This window comes from Streptomyces sp. NPDC048483 (assembly GCF_040651455.1).
Classification (GTDB): domain Bacteria; phylum Actinomycetota; class Actinomycetes; order Streptomycetales; family Streptomycetaceae; genus Streptomyces.
Genome location: NZ_JBEZJZ010000066.1, coordinates 1 through 18,344, shown reverse-complemented (window position 1 = coordinate 18,344; position 18,344 = coordinate 1). Strand labels below are relative to the sequence as shown.

The following is an 18,344-nucleotide window of genomic DNA, read 5'->3' as shown; positions in this document are numbered from 1 at the left end:
TCTGATGCCAGCCGCTCACACGGGCCTGGGATACGGCCCGTGGAATCCGAGTGGACGAGCGGCCTCCCTCGGCAGGGCCGAGAGGTGTTTGCTCAGGGGTTTGGTGTCACACAGACACCGACGGTCAAGGTTACGGGGCCTTGACCAGGGGGTCAAACCGGCCCCGGACCGCCGTAACGGCCCGGGGCGCGGCAGGTACTGCTAGTCCTCCGTCGAAGCGGACACCGACGCCACCGAGGGCTGCTCGGCGGCAGCGGTCTTCTTGGCCGCCGCCTGCGTCGTCTTCTTCGTAGCCGCCTTCTTCGCGGTGGTCTTCTTCGCCGTGGCCTTCTTGGCGGTGGTGGTCTTCTTCGCCGCCGTCTTCTTGACCGTGGTCTTCTTCGCGGCCGTCTTCTTGGCCGCTGCCTTCTTGGCCGTCGCCTTCTTCGCCGGCTTCTTGGCGGCGGGCGCGGCCTCGGCCTCGGCCTCGGCGGCTTCCGCGGCCGGCTCGGCGACGGGCTCCGCCGCCGGCGCCGTGATCACGACGGTCGCCGCGGACTCACCGGCCGCCTCGGGCGCCCCGGCCGGAGCGCTCACCCGGCGGGTCGCCCGGCGGCGCGCACGCGGCGGCGCGGGCTCCGCCACCGCAGCCTCGGCGGCCGTCTCCACGACGGGCTCCGGCTCGGCGACGGGCTCGGTCACCGGCTCGACCGGGACGACGATCGCGGCAACCTCCTGGGCGGCCTTGGGGGCGCCCGCCGGAGCGGACACCTTCCGGCTCACCCGGCGGCGGCCACGCGTCCGTCCGGCGGCCGCCTCGGCCTCCGCCGGGCTGCTGAACCACTCGTCGGTGTCGGCCACCGCAGGCTGCAGCTCGGCCTCCGTCACCGGGGCGGGCTCCAGCTCCGGCGCGCCGTCCGGCGTGGGCTCGACGGCCTCGACCTCATGGACGTGCGGCTCGACGGCCTCGGCGGGTGCCGCCTTGCCCTTCTTCTTGCGCTTGCCGCCACCGCCGACCGCCGCCGGCTGGTCCATGTGGACGATGACACCGCGGCCGTTGCAGTGCACACACGACTCGGAGAAGGCCTCCAGCAGGCCCTGGCCGACCCGCTTACGGGTCATCTGGACCAGGCCCAGCGAGGTGACCTCGGCCACCTGGTGCTTCGTACGGTCGCGGCCCAGGCACTCCAGCATCCGCCGCAGCACCAGGTCCCGGTTGGACTCCAGCACCATGTCGATGAAGTCGATGACGACGATGCCGCCGAGGTCGCGCAGCCGCAGCTGGCGCACGATCTCCTCGGCCGCTTCGAGGTTGTTCCTCGTCACGGTCTCTTCGAGGTTGCCGCCCTGGCCGGTGAACTTGCCGGTGTTGACATCGATCACGACCATGGCCTCGGTCTTGTCGATCACCAGCGAACCGCCGCTGGGCAGCCAGACCTTGCGGTCCAGGGCCTTCATCAGCTGCTCGTCGATGCGGTACGTCGCAAAGACGTCGACGTCCGAGGTCCACTTCTGCAGCCGGTCGGTGAGGTCCGGGGCAACGTGCGCGACATAGCCGTGGATGGTCTCCCACGCCTCGTCACCGCTGACGATGACCTTGGAGAAGTCCTCGTTGAAGATGTCGCGGACGACGCGGACGGTCATGTCCGGCTCGCCGTAGAGCAGCGACGGAGAGCTCGTGGAAGCGGCCTTCGCCTTCTTCTGGATCTCCTCCCACTGCGCCTGCAGCCGCTGGACGTCGCGCGCCAGCTCGTCCTCGCTCGCGCCCTCCGCGGCGGTACGGACGATGACGCCCGCGTCCTCGGGGACGATCTTCTTGAGGATCTGCTTCAGACGTGCCCGCTCGGTGTCGGGGAGCTTGCGGCTGATACCGGTCATCGAGCCCTCGGGCACGTACACCAGGTAGCGGCCGGGCAGCGAGACCTGGCTGGTCAGGCGGGCGCCCTTGTGGCCGATCGGGTCCTTGGTGACCTGCACCAGCACGGACTGGCCGGACTTGAGCGCGGACTCGATGCGGCGCGGCCCGTTGGCCATGCCCAGCGCCTCGAAGTTGACCTCGCCGGCGTACAGGACGGCGTTGCGGCCCTTGCCGATGTCGACGAAGGCGGCCTCCATGGACGGCAGAACGTTCTGCACCTTGCCCAGGTAGACGTTGCCGACGTAGCTGGTCGCCTGCTCCTTGTTGACGAAGTGCTCGACGAGGACGTCGTCCTCCAGCACGCCGATCTGGGTGCGCTCGCCGCTCTGGCGGACGACCATCACCCGCTCGACGGCCTCGCGCCGCGCCAGGAACTCCGCCTCGGTGATGATCGGCACCCGGCGGCGGCCCTGCTCGCGCCCCTCACGGCGGCGCTGCTTCTTGGCCTCAAGGCGCGTCGACCCCTTGATCGACTGCACCTCGTCGGCGCTGGTCCCCTCGTCCTTCTTACGGGGCTCGCGGACCTTGACGACGGTGCGCTCGGGGTCGTCGACCTGACCGGCCTCGGCCTCGGCGGTCTCACCGCTGCGGCGACGGCGGCGACGGCGACGGCGGCTGCTGCTGGAGCCGCCGCCGGGCTGCTCCTCGGCCTCCTCCTCCAGCTCCTCGGCGGCCTGCTCCTCGGGCTCGGCGGGCGCCTCGGCCTCCGACTCCTCGGGCAGCTCCTCGGCGGCCTCACCACGGCGGCGGCGACGGCCACCACGACGACGACGGCGCGAGGGGCGGTCGCCCGACTCCTCGTCGTGCGCGGCCTCCTGCTCCTCGGCCTCCTCGGGCTCGGCGGCCTCCTCGGCCACCGGCTCCTCGACGGGCACGGCGGCCTGCGGCTCGACCGGGGCACCACGGCGGCGGCGACGGCGCGGGCCGCCGGCGGCGGGCTGCTCCTCGGCGGCCTGCTCGGGGGCGGCCTCCTCCTGGCGGGCCGCGGCGTGCGCGGCGGCCGCGCTCTCCGGGGTCTGGAACATCGGCTCGGCGAAGACCGGCGCCTGGAAGACGGCGGTCGGCGGGCGCTGCGCCCGGCGACGGCCGCGCACCGGAGCCTCCGGCGCGGCCTCCTCCTCGGCGCGCGGCGCCTCGGCGACGGGCTCACCACGGCGGCGCCGGCGCTTGGGCTCGGCAGGCTCGGCCTCGGGGGCGGCGGGGGCGGCTTCCTCGACGGCCTGCGGCGCGCCCTCGGGCGCGGTCACCTTGCGGGTGGCACGACGGCGGGTACGGGCCGGCTTGGCCTCGTCCTCGGCGGGCGCCTCCGCCGCGGGGGCGGCCGGAGCGGCGGCCTCGGCGACGGGAGCGGCGGTCTCCTCGACCTCGCTGACCTGCGGGGCTCCGGCCGGGGCGGTCACCTTGCGGGTGGCGCGGCGGCGGGTACGGGCCGGTTTGGCCTCGTCCTCGGCGGGTGCCGGGGCGACCTCGGCCACCGGCTCGGGCACCTCGGCGGCAACCGGGGCCGGGGCGGCCTCGCTCACCTGCGGCGCTCCGGCGGGCGCGGTCACCTTACGGGTGGCACGGCGACGCGTACGGGCCGGCTTGGCCTCTTCCTCGGCCTCGGGGACCTCGGCAACGGCCTCGGCCGGTGCGGCCTCGGCCGGTGCGGCCTCGCTGACCTGCGGGGCCCCGGCGGGCGCGGTCACCTTACGGGTGGCACGGCGACGCGTACGGGCCGGCTTGGCCTCGTCCCCGGTGGTGACCGCCGATGCGGCGGGCTCCTCGACGGCGGGCTGCGCCGCCGGGCTCTCGGTGCTCACCACCGCGGCCTCGGCCGCAGCGCCGCCCACGGGCGGGCCGGCCGGCCGGGACGCCGCACGGCGCCTGCGGCGCGGCGGCAGGACGTCGCCGGGCGAATTGTTGTCGTCCACACCACGGTCCGCGGACTGCGTGGGTTCGGTGGAATCGGTGGGCTCAGTTGTTTCGAGCATGCGGGCGGTTCTCCCGTCACGCTCCCGGGCGCCACGCCTGATTCCGGCTGCGGTCCGCGTGATGAGCGCGGTTCCGCCGTCCGGGGCGCGGGCGCCGCACGGGAGCTGTCGTCTCGCTCGCCGGGCCCGTAGGTCGGGACCGGCGAAAGTCTCCTGGTCAGTGCGTCTGCCGGGCCGGGGTGGCTCCCTGGCTGATCGGCGACGCGACGACGGCGGTCCTACGCAGTGCCTTCCCCGGCTGTCGGGGAGGCCCCGCTCGGCGCCTTCGCGGCACGTGGCCCGGCGGCCGTGGATGGGGCGGCCGTGGCAGCATCGCGGTCGGGCGCCAGCGGGTCGGTCACCGCGCCGGACTCCTCATCGAGCGGCCCCTGCGCCAGCCTGGTCACCGCAGCGGGGACCGGCGGCGCCAGGTCGGCCGCAGCTCGGAGGCCGGACAGGACGTCGTCGGGTCGCACGGCAGGTGTCAGATGCCGAACAACCAGCCGCAGTATCGCACAGGCTTTGCCGTCGGGCCTATCGCCCTCGTCTCCGGCGGCCTCCAGACGCACCACCGCGCCGCGTGCGTCGAAGCTGCGCATGCCGTTCTTCGTACGGCGCTCGACCTTCACCTCGTCGGCGGCGAGGAACGCCTCGACGGCGGTCCGGGCCGTATCGGCCGCGACCTCGTCGAGCCGGATCTCCCACACCGAGGCCTCGAGGCGGTCGGCGAGACCGCTGGTGTGCGCCTCAACGGCATCCGTCACATCGAGCCCGGCCGGCAGCGACTCGTCCAGCAGCTCGCGGAGCCTGGCCGGGTCGCAGCGCTCGGTGAGCGCGATCTCCAGATACTCGGCCTCACTGCCCGTACCCGTCGGGGCGGCGTTGGCGTACGACACCTTGGGGTGCGGGGTGAAGCCCGCCGAATAGGCCATGGGGACCTCGGCGCGGCGCAGCGCCCGCTCGAAAGCGCGCTGGAAGTCGCGGTGGCTGGTGAACCGGAGGCGGCCGCGCTTGGTGTAGCGCAGTCGGATGCGCTGCACCGCCGGTGCAGGCGGCGGGCCTTCGGGCTGTCGCTTGCCCAGTGTCGCTCAGTCCTTCGTGAGTGCGGTCGTACTGCTACCTAGAGTACGTGCCTCGGGGGCACCCGGTTCCCGCCGGGGCGGTACGGCCGCGCTCCGCGCCCCTTCCCTGGGCGTGCCGAACAGGGCGCGGCGGATCTCCTGACGGGTCTGCCGCACGCTCTGACGGGCGGCGCCCAGTGCGCTCCGGGCGGCCCGGCCGGCGCTTGCCAGGCCCTGCCGGACCGGGCGCCAGATGCCGTCCCGGATGCCGTGCCCGAGCGGGGTGAGCAGGGTCCGGTAGACCCAGCGGACCGGCTCGACGAGCGTCCACCGCAGCACCGTCCCGAGGAAGCGCCAGACGGCCCGGGAGACGAACCCCGCGGCCCGCCAGCAGAGTCCGAGCGCCGCCGCGACCTCACGGACGACGACGGTCACCACGACGGCCACCGCCCGCCCGGCCGGCGCCAGCACGTACCGCCACAGTGCGACGGCCGGGACGACGACGATCCATCGGACCACCGCCGCGACGCCCGTCGCGAGGGCCGTCGCGAGGGCCGTGAAGACCGCCGCGATGACGGTCACCACACCGCGGACCAGCCAGGCGATGCCGTGCCCGACGGGCGTGAGCACATACGCGTACAGCCACTGGGCGGGAACCACGACCAGATACCGCACCAGCCACGCCAGCGCGGCACCGGCCCCCCGCGCGACGGGCACCACCACATGCCGCCACAGCGCCACCCACGGCCACACGAACAGCGCCTTGCCCAGCCACACCAGCGCCACACCGACGCCCCGCGCCAGCCAGGCGATGCCGCGCCCGACGGGCATGAGCACATACGCGTACAGCCACTGGGCAGGAACCACGACCAGATACCGCACCAGCCACGCCAGCGCGGCACCGGCCCCCCGCGCGACGGGCACCACCACATGCCGCCACAGCGCCACCCACGGCCACACGAACAGCGCCTTGCCCAGCCACACCAGCGCCACACCGACGCCCCGCGCCAGCCAGGCGATGCCGCGCCCGACGGGCATGAGCACATACGCGTACAGCCACTGGGCGGGGACCACCACCAGGCAGCGCACCAGCCACGCCACCGGGGCAACGACGAGCGTCCGCCAGATCCAGCCGGCCGGGATCACGACGAGATGCCGCCCCAGCCAGGCCAGCGCGCGGCCCAAGGGGCGCAGCGCCATGCGGTCCACGGCCTTGGCGCAGGCCACCAGCGCGTCCCACACCAGCCGCACCGGCACCACGAGCACCAGCACCACGATCCGTACGGGCAGCCGTACCGCCGTGGTCAGACAGCCTTCGCCCGGCTCGTACGCGGCCGGCGCCCGGTCGCCGTCGGTGGGTTCCATCCGGACCTCCCCCAGTCCTGTCCTCGGTGCTGCGCATACGCCTCGGCCCGGACGCCGCGTGGTGCGGGGCCGGGCCGAGGTCGCGTACGGGCCGTGTGGACCGTACGGATGCTGCTTACTTGACGACCGTCAGTGGCAGCAGCTTCTTGCCCGTCGGGCCGATCTGGATCTCGGTGTCCATCTGCGGGCAGACGCCGCAGTCGAAGCACGGGGTCCAGCGGCAGTCCTCGACCTCGGTCTCGTCGAGGGCGTCCTGCCAGTCCTCCCAGAGCCAGTCCTTGTCGAGGCCGGAGTCGAGGTGGTCCCAGGGCAGGACCTCCTCGTAGGTGCGCTCGCGCGTGGTGTACCAGGCGACGTCCACGTCGAAGGCGGGCAGCGTCTCCTCGGCGGCCTTCATCCAGCGGTCGTACGAGAAGTGCTCGCGCCAGCCGTCGAAGCGGCCGCCGCCCTCGTAGACGGCGCGGATGACCGAGCCGATGCGGCGGTCACCGCGGGAGAGCAGGCCCTCGACGATGCCGGGCTTGCCGTCGTGGTAGCGGAAGCCGATGGAGCGGCCGTACTTCTTGTCGCCGCGGATCTTGTCGCGCAGCTTCGTCAGGCGCGCGTCGGTCTCCTCGGCGGAGAGCTGCGGCGCCCACTGGAAGGGGGTGTGCGGCTTGGGGACGAAGCCGCCGATGGAGACCGTGCAGCGGATGTCGTTCTGGCCGGAGACCTTGCGGCCCTCGGCGATGACCTTGACCGCCATGTCGCCGATCTGGAGGACGTCCTCGTCGGTCTCGGTCGGCAGGCCGCACATGAAGTACAGCTTCACCTGCCGCCAGCCGTTGCCGTAGGCCGTGGAGACGGTCCGGATCAGGTCCTCTTCGGAGACCATCTTGTTGATGACCTTGCGGATGCGCTCCGAGCCGCCCTCGGGCGCGAAGGTCAGACCTGAGCGGCGGCCGTTGCGGGTCAGCTCGTTGGCAAGATCGATGTTGAAGGCGTCGACGCGGGTCGACGGCAGCGACAGGCCGATCTTGTCTTCCTCGTACCGGTCGGCGAGCCCCTTCGCGATGTCGCCGATCTCGGTGTGGTCCGCGGAGGACAGCGACAGCAGGCCGACCTCCTCGAATCCCGTGGCCTTCAGACCCTTCTCCACCATGTCGCCGATGCCGGTGATGCTTCGCTCCCGTACGGGGCGCGTGATCATGCCGGCCTGGCAGAAACGGCAGCCGCGGGTGCAGCCACGGAAGATCTCGACCGACATCCGCTCATGGACGGTCTCGGCCAGGGGAACGAGCGGCTGCTTGGGGTAGGGCCACTCGTCGAGGTCCATGACGGTGTGCTTGGAGACCCGCCACGGGACGCCGGAGCGGTTGGGGACGACGCGGGAGATCCGGCCGTCGGGAAGGTACTCGACGTCGTAGAACCTGGGGACGTAGACGCTGCCGGTCTTCGCCAGGCGCAGGAGGACCTCGTCGCGGCCGCCGGGCCGGCCCTCGTTCTTCCAGGCGCGGATGATCTCGGTGATCTCCAGCACGGCCTGCTCGCCGTCGCCGATCACCGCGCAGTCCAGGAAGTCCGCGATCGGCTCGGGGTTGAAGGCGGCGTGGCCGCCGGCGAGGACGATCGGGTGGTCCTCGGTGCGGTCCTTGGACTCCAGCGGGATGCCGGACAGGTCCAGGGCGGTGAGCATGTTGGTGTAGCCGAGCTCGGTGGAGAAGCTCAGGCCGAGGACGTCGAACGCGCCGACGGGGCGGTGGCTGTCCACCGTGAACTGCGGCACCTGGTGCTCGCGCATCAGCGCCTCGAGGTCCGGCCACACGCTGTAGGTGCGCTCGGCAAGGACGCCCTGCCGCTCGTTGAGGACCTCGTAGAGGATCATGACGCCCTGGTTGGGCAGGCCGACCTCGTAGGCGTCGGGGTACATGAGCGCCCAGCGCACGTCGCATTCGTCCCAGGGCTTGACGGTGGAGTTGAGTTCTCCACCGACGTACTGGATCGGCTTCTGCACGTGCGGGAGCAGGGCCTCGAGCTGTGGGAAGACCGATTCGGCAGGCATCTCGACGAACTTTCGTGAGCTGGGCAAGGCGATTCTCAAGCGTAACCCGGACGGAGCCACCCCCTGTACGGCAGCGGATTCACCAGCTCGACGGCGGCGCCGCCTTCGCCCACACCCCCGGCAGCTCCCGCTCCCGCTCGGCCGCCTGGGCCTCCTCGCGCCCGTAGAGCAGCCCGAAGGTGAAGGCGCTCTCACCGGCGCGCGCCGCCTGGGTGGCCAGCTCGCGCAGGGCCGCGCGGGCGACCACGCTGTCCTGGTGGTCGCCGAGCACCTGCTGCACCCGCTTCGTTCGCCTGGTGAACTTCTTTGCGGGTTTGCCGAGCACCGGGCGGGCCGCCTCCGCCGCGTAGCGCACCCGCTTGGCCGCTTTGCGGGCGCCGTGCAGCGCCTCGTCCCGGACGGGTCCCGCCGGTGCGTCCAGCGCCTCCTCGACGCGGCCGGCCAGCCGGGCGTAGTCCTTCAGTACGGCCTTCACCAGCACCTCCGGCGCGGGCAGCGCGGCGGCCCGGCGCAGCGGCGGCTCGGCCACCAGCGCCTCCAGGGTGCGCAGCAGCTCCAGATAGCGCTCGCCGTCCAGTACGGCGAGCACCTCGCGGCGCGAGCCCTGACGGCGCCGCTGCGACCAGATGCGCAGCCGGGCGGACACCGGGCCGAGCCGCAGCGTCCGGGGCAGCTCCGCCAGCGCGCCCCGCAGTCGCGCGGTGAGCACCTCGCGGTCCCGGTCCACCCCCAACTCCGCGGCCAGCCACTGGAGTTCGAGGCCGATGGGCAGGGTGACGGACCGGTCGAGGACCTTGGTGTACGAGCGGAAGGCGCTGCGCAGGCGGCGGGTGGCGACCCGCATCTGGTGCACGGAGTCGGGCAGGTCGCGGCGTACGGCCGGGTCGAGCTCGATGACCACCCGGACCTGTTCGCGGACGTACCGCAGGACGATGTCACCGGCGGTGCGCGTCTTCTTGCCGGACCGCTTGGCCTGCTGGGCGGAGGTGCGGGGCCCGCCGGGCCGCTTGCCGGTCTGCGCGGACGCGCCCTCCTGCTCCGTCTCGGCCAGCGCCCGCGCCAGCTTCGACGCCGCCCTGGCCGGGCGCACCCCCGCCGCGGCCAGCACCTCGCCGACCTCGTCCAGCAGCCCGGGGTCGCCGCCCTCCCCCGTCAGCTCCACCTCGATCTCGTGCCAGCGCACCTCCGCGCCCCCGTCGGCGCGGGACGCCCGTACCGCGTCGACCGCGAGCTCGGCGAGGGCCGTGCCGTCGGCGTCCTGGAGCAGGCGGACCGTACGCCGGGTCCGCAGCCGGACGACGGGCACCAGGTCGCGGCCGAGCGTGCGCGACCGTACGAGCGCCGTCAGCTCCCGCGGCGGCGTTTCGGAGAGCGGCGCCCGCACCTCGTCGCGGACGCCGAGCGCGACCGGCAGCTTCAGATGCCAGCCCGCGTCGTCGCCCCCGGTGCGGTGGCGCAGCGTGATGCCGGCCGCGGCGAGTCTCTGGTCGGGGGTGTCGTAATACGTGGCGTCCAGCTCCACCACGCCCCGCTCGACCACGGCCGCGACCCGGTGCACCGCGGTCAGGTCGGGCAGCTCCGTCGCGTCGGTGGCCTCGTACTTCCGCTCGATCTCCCGCACGGTGTCCGCCATGAATCGAATCTAGCCATCCCGTCGGCGGGCGACCACCCATCGGACGGGACCACCGGAGGCACCGGGAGCACTGGCGCGCACAACCGGCGGTGACTTACGGTGTGTCATCGCTCATCCACACAGAGTGGCGTCAGGTGATCACTCGCCCCTTCAGGGAGGGAGCCACCGTGCACCCCCACACCGTCCCGGCCGTCATCGGGACGCGCGACCGCATCCCGGACGGCGGCCGCCCCTTCCTGCTGACGATGCCGAGCAGCCCCGCCGCCCCCAAACTGGCCCGCGACTTCGTGCACGCCGTGCTGCGCCGCACTGCGCTGAGCCCGCTGTGCGACACCGCGGTCCTGCTCACCTCGGAAGCGGTCACCCGCTCCCACCTGAGGACCCCCGCAACGGCCGACATCCTGCTGCGCGTGCTGACCGCTCCGCGCGGCCTGCACATCAGCGTCCATGACTCGGCCGCCACGCCCGTACGAGTCCCGGGAACGCCCCGTCCGGAGCAGCCGGCCGACCTCGGGCTGCTGCTGCTCACCCGCCTCGCCGGGCACTGGGGCACGGCCCCCTTCGCGGGGCCGCCCCGGTCGGGGTCGCTGTGGTTCGAACTGAAGGTGAAAGGGGGCCCGGACCAGTAGGCCCGGACCTCCGTCTCAGCCGGCCGACACCGGCCGCTGCACCCGGATCGACTGCAGCAGCCCTATGGCGATCCATACGGCGAACATCGAGGTGCCGCCGTAGGAGACAAAGGGCAGCGGGAGGCCGGTGACCGGCATGATGCCGAGCGTCATCCCGATGTTCTCGAAGGCCTGGAAGGCGAACCAGGCGATGATGCCGGCCGCGACGATCGTGCCGTACAGCTCGCCGGTCTCGCGGGCGATCCGGCAGGCGCGCCACAGGACGACGCCGAGCAGGAAGATGATCAGGCCCGCCCCGAGGAAGCCGAGTTCCTCGCCGGCGACGGTGAAGATGAAGTCCGTCTGCTGTTCGGGGACGAACTGGCCGGTGGTCTGGCTGCCGTGGAAGAGGCCGGAGCCGGTCAGCCCGCCGCCGCCGATGGCGATACGCGCCTGGTTGGTGTTGTAGCCGACGCCGGCGGGGTCGAGGCTCGGGTTGGCGAAGGCCGCGAAGCGGGCGATCTGGTAGTCGTCGAGCAGGCCGAGCTGCCAGATGGCGAGGCAGCCGACGACGCCGGTGCCCAGCAGGCCGAGGATCCAGCGGTTGGAGGCGCCGGAGGCGAGCAGTACGCCGAGGATGATGGCGCCCAGGACCATGACCGAGCCGAGGTCCGGCATCAGCAGGATGACCGCCACCGGGACGCCCGCGAGGCCCAGGGCCTGGACGACGGTGCGGTGGTCGGGGTTCGGGCGGTCGCCGGCGTCGACCCGTGCGGCGAGGACCATCGCCATGCCGAGCGTGATGGTGATCTTCGCGAACTCGGCGGGCTGGAGGGAGAAGCCGCCGGGGATCGCCAGCCAGGAGCGCGAGCCGTTGATGGTGGCGCCCAGCGGGGTCAGGACGAGCAGCGCGAGGATGACCGACAGGCCGTAGAGGACCGGGATCGCGCCGCGCAGGGTGCGGTGGCCTAGCCAGATGGTGCAGGTGGCCAGCGCCAGTCCGATGCCGAGGTTGAGCAGATGGTGCAGGAAGAAGTAGTACTCGTCGCCGTGGTTGAGCTCGGTGCGGTTACGGGTGGCCGAGAAGACCAGGATCGAGCCCATCAGGGACAGGGCCACGCAGGCCAGCAGCAGAATCCAGTCGAGCTTGCGGACCACCGAGTCGCGCGCGGTGAGCTTGCCCCAGGCGCTGAGTTCGGGGGTGTAGCGGCGGATGGAGAACGTCTTGGACGTGGGGCTGGTCGTCACTGCGGGCTCCCCGATGGGGACGGCTTCGGCTTGGGCGGGGTGTGCGGCTTGATGGCCTGGGCCTGGATCGTGCCGTCGTCCTCGATCTTGGGCAGCCGGGCCTGCGGCTTCGGGAGCAGTGCGGCCTTGTTGTCGATGCCGCCGTCCTCGCTGACGCCGTAGAGGGCGTTGTAGATCTTGCGTACGGCCGGACCGGAGGCGCCGGAGCCCGTACCACCCTGGGAGATCGTCATCACGATCGTGTAGTCCTTGGTGTACGTGGCGAACCAGGACGTCGTCTGCTTGCCGTAGACCTCGGCCGTACCGGTCTTGGCGTGCATCGGGATCTTGTCCTGCGGCCAGCCGCCGAACCGCCAGGCGGCGGTTCCTCGGGTGGCCACGCCGGCGAGGGCGCCGTCCATCTGCTTGAGGGTCTTCGCGGTCACCGGAAGCTTGCCGTGCGGCTTGGGCACGATGTTCCTGATGTGCTTGCCGTTGGGGGTGATGACGGCCTTGCCGACGCTCGGGTCGTAGAGCGTGCCGCCGTTGCTGATCGCGGCGTAGATGGTGGCCATCTGGATCGGGGTGACGAGGGTGTCACCCTGTCCGATGGCGTAGTTGATCGAGTCGTAGGCGTGCAGTTTCATGCCCTCGAGGCAGTTCTCACGGGCGAGCTTCGTAGCGAAGTCCTTCTTCTTCGGCCATGCCTTGGCCTGCTCGCACCAGCCGACCTGGTTGGCCTTCCAGAAGTCCTTCTTCCACTGGCGGTCGGGGACCCGGCCGGTGACCTCGCTGGGGAGGTCGATGCCGGTCTTGTCACCGAGCCCGAACTGGTGGGCGGTCTTGTAGAACCAGTTCTTGGCGTCCGCCTTCGGCTTGAGCCCGCCGTCCCGCTTCCACTCGTCGTGCGAAAGCCGGTAGAAGACGGTGTCGCACGAGACCTCCAGCGCCCGGCCCAGGTCGATCGCACCGTGGCTCTGCGACTCGAAGTTCTTGAAGACCTGGCCGCCGATGCTGTACGAGCTGGTGCAGGGGTAGTGGCCGTCGAAGTCATAGCCGGCGTTGACCGCGGCGGCGGTCGAGATGACCTTGAAGATCGAGCCGGGGGCCGCCTGCCCCTGGATGCCGCGGTTCAGCAGCGGATAGTTGGAGCCCTTGCCGGTGAGCTTGGCGTAGTCCTTGCCGGAGATCCCGCCGACCCAGGCGTTGGGGTCGTAGCTGGGGTTGGAGGCCATCGCCACCACCCGGCCGGTCTTCGCCTCCATGACGACCACGGAGCCCGCGTCGGCCTTGTAGTTGGTGCCGGTGTTCTTGTCCCGCTCCTTGCGGGCGTCCTTCATGGCCTGGTCCAGCTCTTTCTCCGCCACGGCCTGCACCCGGGCGTCGATGCTGGTGACGACGCTGGAACCGGCCTGGCCCTTCTCGCTCTTGGACTGGCCGATGACCCGTCCCAGGTTGTCGACCTCGTAGCGGTTCACCTGGGCCTTGCCGCGCAGATCGCTGTCGTACGTCCGCTCCAGCCCCGACCGGCCGACCTGGTCGGACCGCAGCAGCGGCGAGTTGCTGTTCTTGGCCTTCTGGATCTCCTCGTCGGTGACCGGGGAGAGATAGCCGAGGACCTGGGCGGTGTTGGCATTGCCCGGGGCGGCGTAGCGGCGCACCGCGGTGGGCTCGGCGCTGATGCCGGGGAAGTCCTCACTGCGCTCGCGGATCTGGAGGGCCTGCTGGGTGGTGGCCTCGTCCGTGATCGGGATCGGCTGGTACGGGGATCCGTTCCAGCAGGGCTGCGGGGTCTTGGCGTCGCAGAGCCGGACCTTGTTGCGGATCTCCTGCTCGGACATGCCCAGTACCTTGGAGAGCCGGCCGAGCACGCCCTTGCCGTCGTCCTTCATCTTCAGCAGCTCGGTGCGGCTGGCGGAGACGACGAGACGGGTCTGGTTGTCGGCCAGCGGCACACCGCGCGCATCGAGGATGGAGCCGCGGGTGGCGGGCTCGACGACCTGCTGGACGTGGTTGGACTTGGCCTCGTTGGCGTACTCCTGGCCGTTACGGATCTGCAGATACCAGAGTCGGCCGCCGAGGGTGAGCAGCAGGGAGAAGACCAGGATCTGGATGGCGATGAGACGGACGGTGACCCGGGAGGTCCGGCCTGTCTCTGGAATGTTACTCATGGCGCGAAGCGCCTCCTTGAGGGGTGGTGGCCGGGCGACGGGAGGGCTTGCTCACAGCGCCCCCACTGTCCGTCCGTTGGCCGACCGCTCTGCCCCTGCGGTACGTCCGCCGCTCACAGCCGCTTGACCCCCTTGATCCTGGCCGCCTTGGCCGTCCGGCCGATCCGCCCGGCCTTCTTCATTCCGCCGCGGCTCGCCGTGAAGCCGGTGCCGGTGCTCAGCCAGCCGTACGCGGGATCGCGGCCGCCCGCCGAACCGCTCGAGCCGCCGGAGCCGTCGGCGGCCAGCGGGTCGTTGTCCGTTCTGCGCGCGACGGCCATCACCAGCGGGACGATGAACGGGGCGAGCAGCAGGTCGTAGAGGGTGGCGCTGAGCAGCAGCCCGACGAGGCCGACGTGCCGGGCGGCGGTGTCGCCGACCAGCGCGCCGACGCCCGCGTACATCAGGGTCGAGCCGATGGCGGCGCCGATGACGACCATCAAAGGGACGGTCGCCGAGCGGTGCTGGCCGGAGTCGGGCCTGGTCAGGCCCGCGATATAGCCGATGACGCAGAGCACCAGCGCATACCGGCCGATGGCGTGGTCGGAGGGCGGGGCGAGGTCGGCGAGCAGTCCCGCGAAGAAGCCGACCAGACAGCCGCCGACGTGGCCGTAGACCAGCGCGAGGCCGAGGACGACCAGCAGCAGCAGGTCCGGGACGGCGCCGGGCAGTTGGAGCCGGGCCAGGACGCTGACCTGGATGACGAGGGCGACGACGACCATCGGGGTCGCGAGCAGGATCCGGTTGATGCGCATCGGTCAGCTCCTGGGAGGGGCGCTCGCGGTGGGGGTGGCCGTGACGGTGACCGTCGGCGTCGGCTTCGGCTTGGCCGGTTTGGGCGGCAGGACGGTGTCGCGCGGGTCCTCGCGGGGCGGCTGGACCACGACGCCGACGACGTCGAGCTGGGAGAAGGCGACGTACGGGCGGACCTGGAGGGTGCGGGTCAGATCGCCGGTGGACGGCTCGACCTTGACGATCTGGCCGACCGGAACGCCGGGCACAAACGGCTTGTCGGCGCTGGAGCCGAAGGTGACCAGCCGGTCGCCCCTCTTGACGGCGGCCTTGCCGTTGAGCAGCTGGACGCGCAGCGAGCGGCCGCCCTGACCGTTGGCGAAGCCGATCTCGTTGGTCTTCTCCATACGGGTGCCGACGGTGAAGTCGGGGTCGTTGGCCAGCAGCACGGTGGCGGTGTCGGCGCCGACGGTGGTGACCCGGCCGACCAGACCGTCGCCGTTGAGGACGGTCATGTCGCGGGCGATGCCGTCGCGGCTGCCGGCGTCGATGGTGACGGTCCAGGAGAAGCCCTGGGCGGCACCGATGGCGATGACCTCGGCGCCCTTGATGCCGTACTGGCCGGCGCCGGCGGACTTGAGCATCTTGTCGAGCTGGGCGGCGCGGCTGCGGTTGCGGTCGGAGGAGCCGAGCTTGGCCTTGAGGGCGGCGTTCTCGTGCTCCAGGCGGGCGATGCGGTTGTGCCGCTCCCCGGAGTCCCGTACGGCGCCGACGGCGTTGCCGACCGGGCTGACGACGCTTGCGACGCCGCTTTCGACCGGTCCGAAGGCGGAGGCGGCGGCTTGCCGGGCACCGTCGAGCGGGGACTGTTCACCGCCGCGGATATCGACCGTGATCAGCGCGAACGCGATCGCGACCAGCAGCACCAGCAGCAGCCGGCTCTCTCGTGTGTCCCTCACGTGCGGCGGCCGTGTCCTTCCTCGTAGGACCGGCCGGCTGCGGGCCCGCGCCGGTCTCGTTCGGGAGTTGAGCGTTGTGCCTTTATGAGCGGAGCAAGCTGACGGGGCGTCAGCGCACCGTGTCTGTGGAGAGGTACTGCCTGCGGAGAGGTGGTACCTGTCCGGAATTGTTGTGCCTGTCCATCAACGATTCAGCGGACGAATCGGGTACTGCGAGTGGCGCCCGGTCCCGCGGCACGCCGTGCGGCGCGCCGCGGGCGGAATCGGCGCCGGGGACGTCCTACCTGCGCGGCTGGGAGTCGAGGACCTGCTGGAGCGCCTCGAACTCCTCGACGCACTTGCCGGAACCGAGCGCGACGGAGTCGAGCGGGTCCTCGGCGATATGGATGGGCATACCGGTCTCGCGGCGCAGCCGCTCATCGAGGCCGCGCAGCAGGGCGCCGCCTCCGGTGAGCACGATGCCGCGGTCCATGACGTCGCCGGACAGCTCCGGCGGGCACTTGTCGAGGGTCGTCTTGACCGCGTCGACGATGGAGTTGACCGGCTCCTCGATGGCCTTGCGGACCTCGGCGGCCGAGATGACCACGGTCTTGGGCAGGCCGGAGACCAGGTCGCGGCCGCGGATCTCGGTGTGCTCGTCCTGCTCGAGGTCGTAGGCCGAACCGATGGTGATCTTGATGCTCTCGGCGGTGCGCTCGCCCAGCAGAAGGCTGTACTCCTTCTTGATGTGCTGGATGATCGCGTTGTCGAGCTCGTCGCCGGCCACCCGGATGGACTGGGCCGTGACGATCCCGCCGAGCGAGATGACCGCGACCTCCGTCGTGCCGCCGCCGATGTCCACGACCATGTTGCCGGTGGCCTCATGGACCGGCAGTCCGGAGCCGATCGCCGCGGCCATCGGCTCCTCGATGATGTGGACCTGGCGCGCGCCGGCCTGGGTCGAGGCCTCGATGACGGCGCGGCGCTCAACTCCGGTGATGCCGGAGGGAACACAGACGACCACCCTCGGGCGGGCCAGATAGCGCCGCTTATGGATCTTGAGGATGAAGTAGCGGAGCATCCGCTCGGTGATCTCGAAGTCGGCGATGACGCCGTCCTTCAGGGGCCGTACGGCGACGATGTTGCCGGGCGTCCGCCCGATCATCTTCTTCGCCTCTGCACCCACCGCGAGAATGCCGCCGGTGTTGGTGTTGATGGCCACGACCGACGGCTCGTTGAGGACGATGCCGCGGCCCCTGACGTACACCAGCGTGTTGGCGGTCCCGAGGTCGACAGCCATGTCACGGCCGATGAACGACATGTTGTTCCCCATGAGGATACGTCTGGCCTTCCCAACTGGAGCGAATGCTTACTTGAGGTCGGCAGGAGGTGATGCGCTGAATGACGCGGAAGCTCCATCGTAGTCTCGCCGTGCAACCCACTCGAACACGGTGGAGCCTTGAGCGCCATTGTCAGCCGTACACGCACCCGCCCCCCTTAATGGTGACGTCGTGTCGCGAGGATGCGTTCCCCCGATCGAGTCGCATATACCAAGGGGCGACCGATGATTCCATCGGTCGCCCCTGGTCACAAGGGGTGCGTGCCTGGTGATGCGTCAGGAAATCCCCGGGAAGAAAATCTTGATCTCGCGCTCGGCGGACTCTTCGGAATCCGAGGCGTGGATCAGATTCTCTCGGGTAATCGTGCCAAAGTCCCCACGAATGGACCCACTCGGTGCGGCAATCGGGTCAGTCGGCCCGGCCAGCGCACGCACACCCTCGATGACCCGCTCACCCTCGACGACGAGCGAGACCACCGGGCCGGAGGACATGAATTCCACGAGGGGCTCGTAAAACGGCTTGCCGACGTGCTCGGCGTAGTGCTGCTCGAGGATCTCGCGGTCCAGGCTGCGCAGCTCCAACGCGCTGATCGTCCAGCCGGCCTTCTTCTCGATACGGCCGATGATCTCCCCGACCAGGCCGCGGCGCACGGCATCAGGCTTGAGGAGGACGAGGGTGCGCTGGCTCACGAAGGGACTCCCTGTAATGCGTACAACGGTCAGCGGGTGCACCGAGGCTACAGGGCGCGCCCGACGGACCACGCCCGCCCCCGGCACCGTACGGCTCAACCGGCCGCCGGTGCCCCGGTCTCCGACCAGCGCGCCTTCGCCTCGTCGATCTTGCGTCCGAAGTGCACCGACGCCCACCACAGCGCCGCGAACACCGCGCCCAGGAAGAACATCGTGGGGACGACGAAGCCGCTGGCGATGAGGGCGATCTGCAGCGCCCAGCCCATCTGCACCCCGCCGGGTCGGCCGATCATTCCGCACAGCAGGATGCTGACCAGCATCGCGACGCCACTGACCGTCCAGATGGCGACCGTCGACAGATCGCTGAGCTGCATGGCAACCAGCCCGGCGAACCCGATCACAAAGAACTCGCCGATCAAGGTACTGGCACACAGGGTCCGCATGGCTCAGCCCCTCCCCAGCAGCAGTCGGGCCTCGCCGACCGTGATCACGGAGCCGGTCACCAGCACACCCGCGCCCGAGAACTCGCCCTCTTCCTCGGCGAGGGTGATCGCCGCCTCCAGCGCGTCGTCGAGCCGCGGCTCGACGACGACCCGCTCGGCGCCGAAGACCTCCACGGCGACCGCCGCCAGCTCATCGGCATCCAACGCA

Annotated in this window: 13 protein-coding genes and 1 pseudogene; 1 reads left to right on the top strand and 13 read right to left on the bottom strand. The window is 71.3% G+C overall.

All coding sequences use genetic code 11. The features are described 5' to 3' along the window. Window positions 1–201: 201 nt before the first annotated feature. From AB0D04_RS27920 to AB0D04_RS27900, 5 genes are all read right to left on the bottom strand, one after another. Window positions 202–3,870, bottom strand: a complete 3,669-nt coding sequence (locus tag AB0D04_RS27920; protein WP_362708600.1) for an Rne/Rng family ribonuclease — start codon at window positions 3,868–3,870, stop codon at window positions 202–204. Between the two features lie 218 nt (window positions 3,871–4,088). Continuing rightward, the gene (locus tag AB0D04_RS27915) at window positions 4,089–4,889 is read right to left on the bottom strand and encodes a TIGR03936 family radical SAM-associated protein (RefSeq protein WP_362708599.1); all 801 of its coding nucleotides are present in this window, start codon (window positions 4,887–4,889) and stop codon (window positions 4,089–4,091) included. A 48-nt stretch (window positions 4,890–4,937) separates the two neighbouring features. Continuing rightward, on the bottom strand, window positions 4,938–6,275 hold the full coding sequence (locus tag AB0D04_RS27910) for a hypothetical protein (protein WP_362708596.1): 1,338 nt from the start codon (window positions 6,273–6,275) through the stop codon (window positions 4,938–4,940). Window positions 6,276–6,390: 115 nt separating this feature from the next. Then, entirely contained in the window at window positions 6,391–8,316 is a 1,926-nt protein-coding gene (locus tag AB0D04_RS27905) for a TIGR03960 family B12-binding radical SAM protein (protein WP_362708593.1), read from the bottom strand. 79 nt (window positions 8,317–8,395) lie between these two features. After that, a complete protein-coding gene (locus AB0D04_RS27900) occupies window positions 8,396–9,949 on the bottom strand; it encodes a CYTH and CHAD domain-containing protein (protein ID WP_362708591.1) in 1,554 nt (517 codons plus the stop codon). A 167-nt stretch (window positions 9,950–10,116) separates the two neighbouring features. Between AB0D04_RS27900 and AB0D04_RS27895 the strand changes: the two genes are divergently transcribed. Continuing rightward, window positions 10,117–10,578 (top strand): ATP-binding protein, encoded by a 462-nt coding sequence (locus AB0D04_RS27895; protein WP_362708589.1) that lies wholly within the window; start codon window positions 10,117–10,119, stop codon window positions 10,576–10,578. Window positions 10,579–10,593: 15 nt separating this feature from the next. Here AB0D04_RS27895 and rodA read toward each other — a convergent pair whose 3' ends face one another. The 8 genes and pseudogenes from rodA to AB0D04_RS27855 all read right to left on the bottom strand — a co-directional run. Further along, entirely contained in the window at window positions 10,594–11,805 is a 1,212-nt protein-coding gene (rodA, locus tag AB0D04_RS27890; protein ID WP_362708588.1) for a rod shape-determining protein RodA, read from the bottom strand. After that, on the bottom strand, window positions 11,802–13,955 hold the full coding sequence (gene mrdA, locus AB0D04_RS27885) for a penicillin-binding protein 2 (RefSeq protein ID WP_362708585.1): 2,154 nt from the start codon (window positions 13,953–13,955) through the stop codon (window positions 11,802–11,804). Before mrdA ends, rodA begins: the two co-directional genes overlap by 4 nt. Before the next feature lie 113 nt (window positions 13,956–14,068). Then, entirely contained in the window at window positions 14,069–14,749 is a 681-nt protein-coding gene (mreD, locus tag AB0D04_RS27880; protein ID WP_362708583.1) for a rod shape-determining protein MreD, read from the bottom strand. Between the two features lie 3 nt (window positions 14,750–14,752). Next, window positions 14,753–15,685, bottom strand: coding sequence for a rod shape-determining protein MreC (gene mreC, locus AB0D04_RS27875; protein WP_362708580.1), 933 nt, complete (start codon window positions 15,683–15,685; stop codon window positions 14,753–14,755). A gap of 280 nt (window positions 15,686–15,965) precedes the next feature. Continuing rightward, window positions 15,966–16,985, bottom strand: coding sequence for a rod shape-determining protein (locus AB0D04_RS27870; RefSeq protein ID WP_003985182.1), 1,020 nt, complete (start codon window positions 16,983–16,985; stop codon window positions 15,966–15,968). Window positions 16,986–17,279: 294 nt separating this feature from the next. Then, on the bottom strand, window positions 17,280–17,693 hold the full coding sequence (gene ndk, locus AB0D04_RS27865; RefSeq protein WP_362708578.1) for a nucleoside-diphosphate kinase: 414 nt from the start codon (window positions 17,691–17,693) through the stop codon (window positions 17,280–17,282). Between the two features lie 95 nt (window positions 17,694–17,788). Next, entirely contained in the window at window positions 17,789–18,136 is a 348-nt protein-coding gene (locus AB0D04_RS27860; protein ID WP_362708575.1) for a DUF4233 domain-containing protein, read from the bottom strand. A 3-nt stretch (window positions 18,137–18,139) separates the two neighbouring features. After that, window positions 18,140–18,344, bottom strand: a pseudogene (locus tag AB0D04_RS27855) (dihydrofolate synthase); the annotation flags it as partial.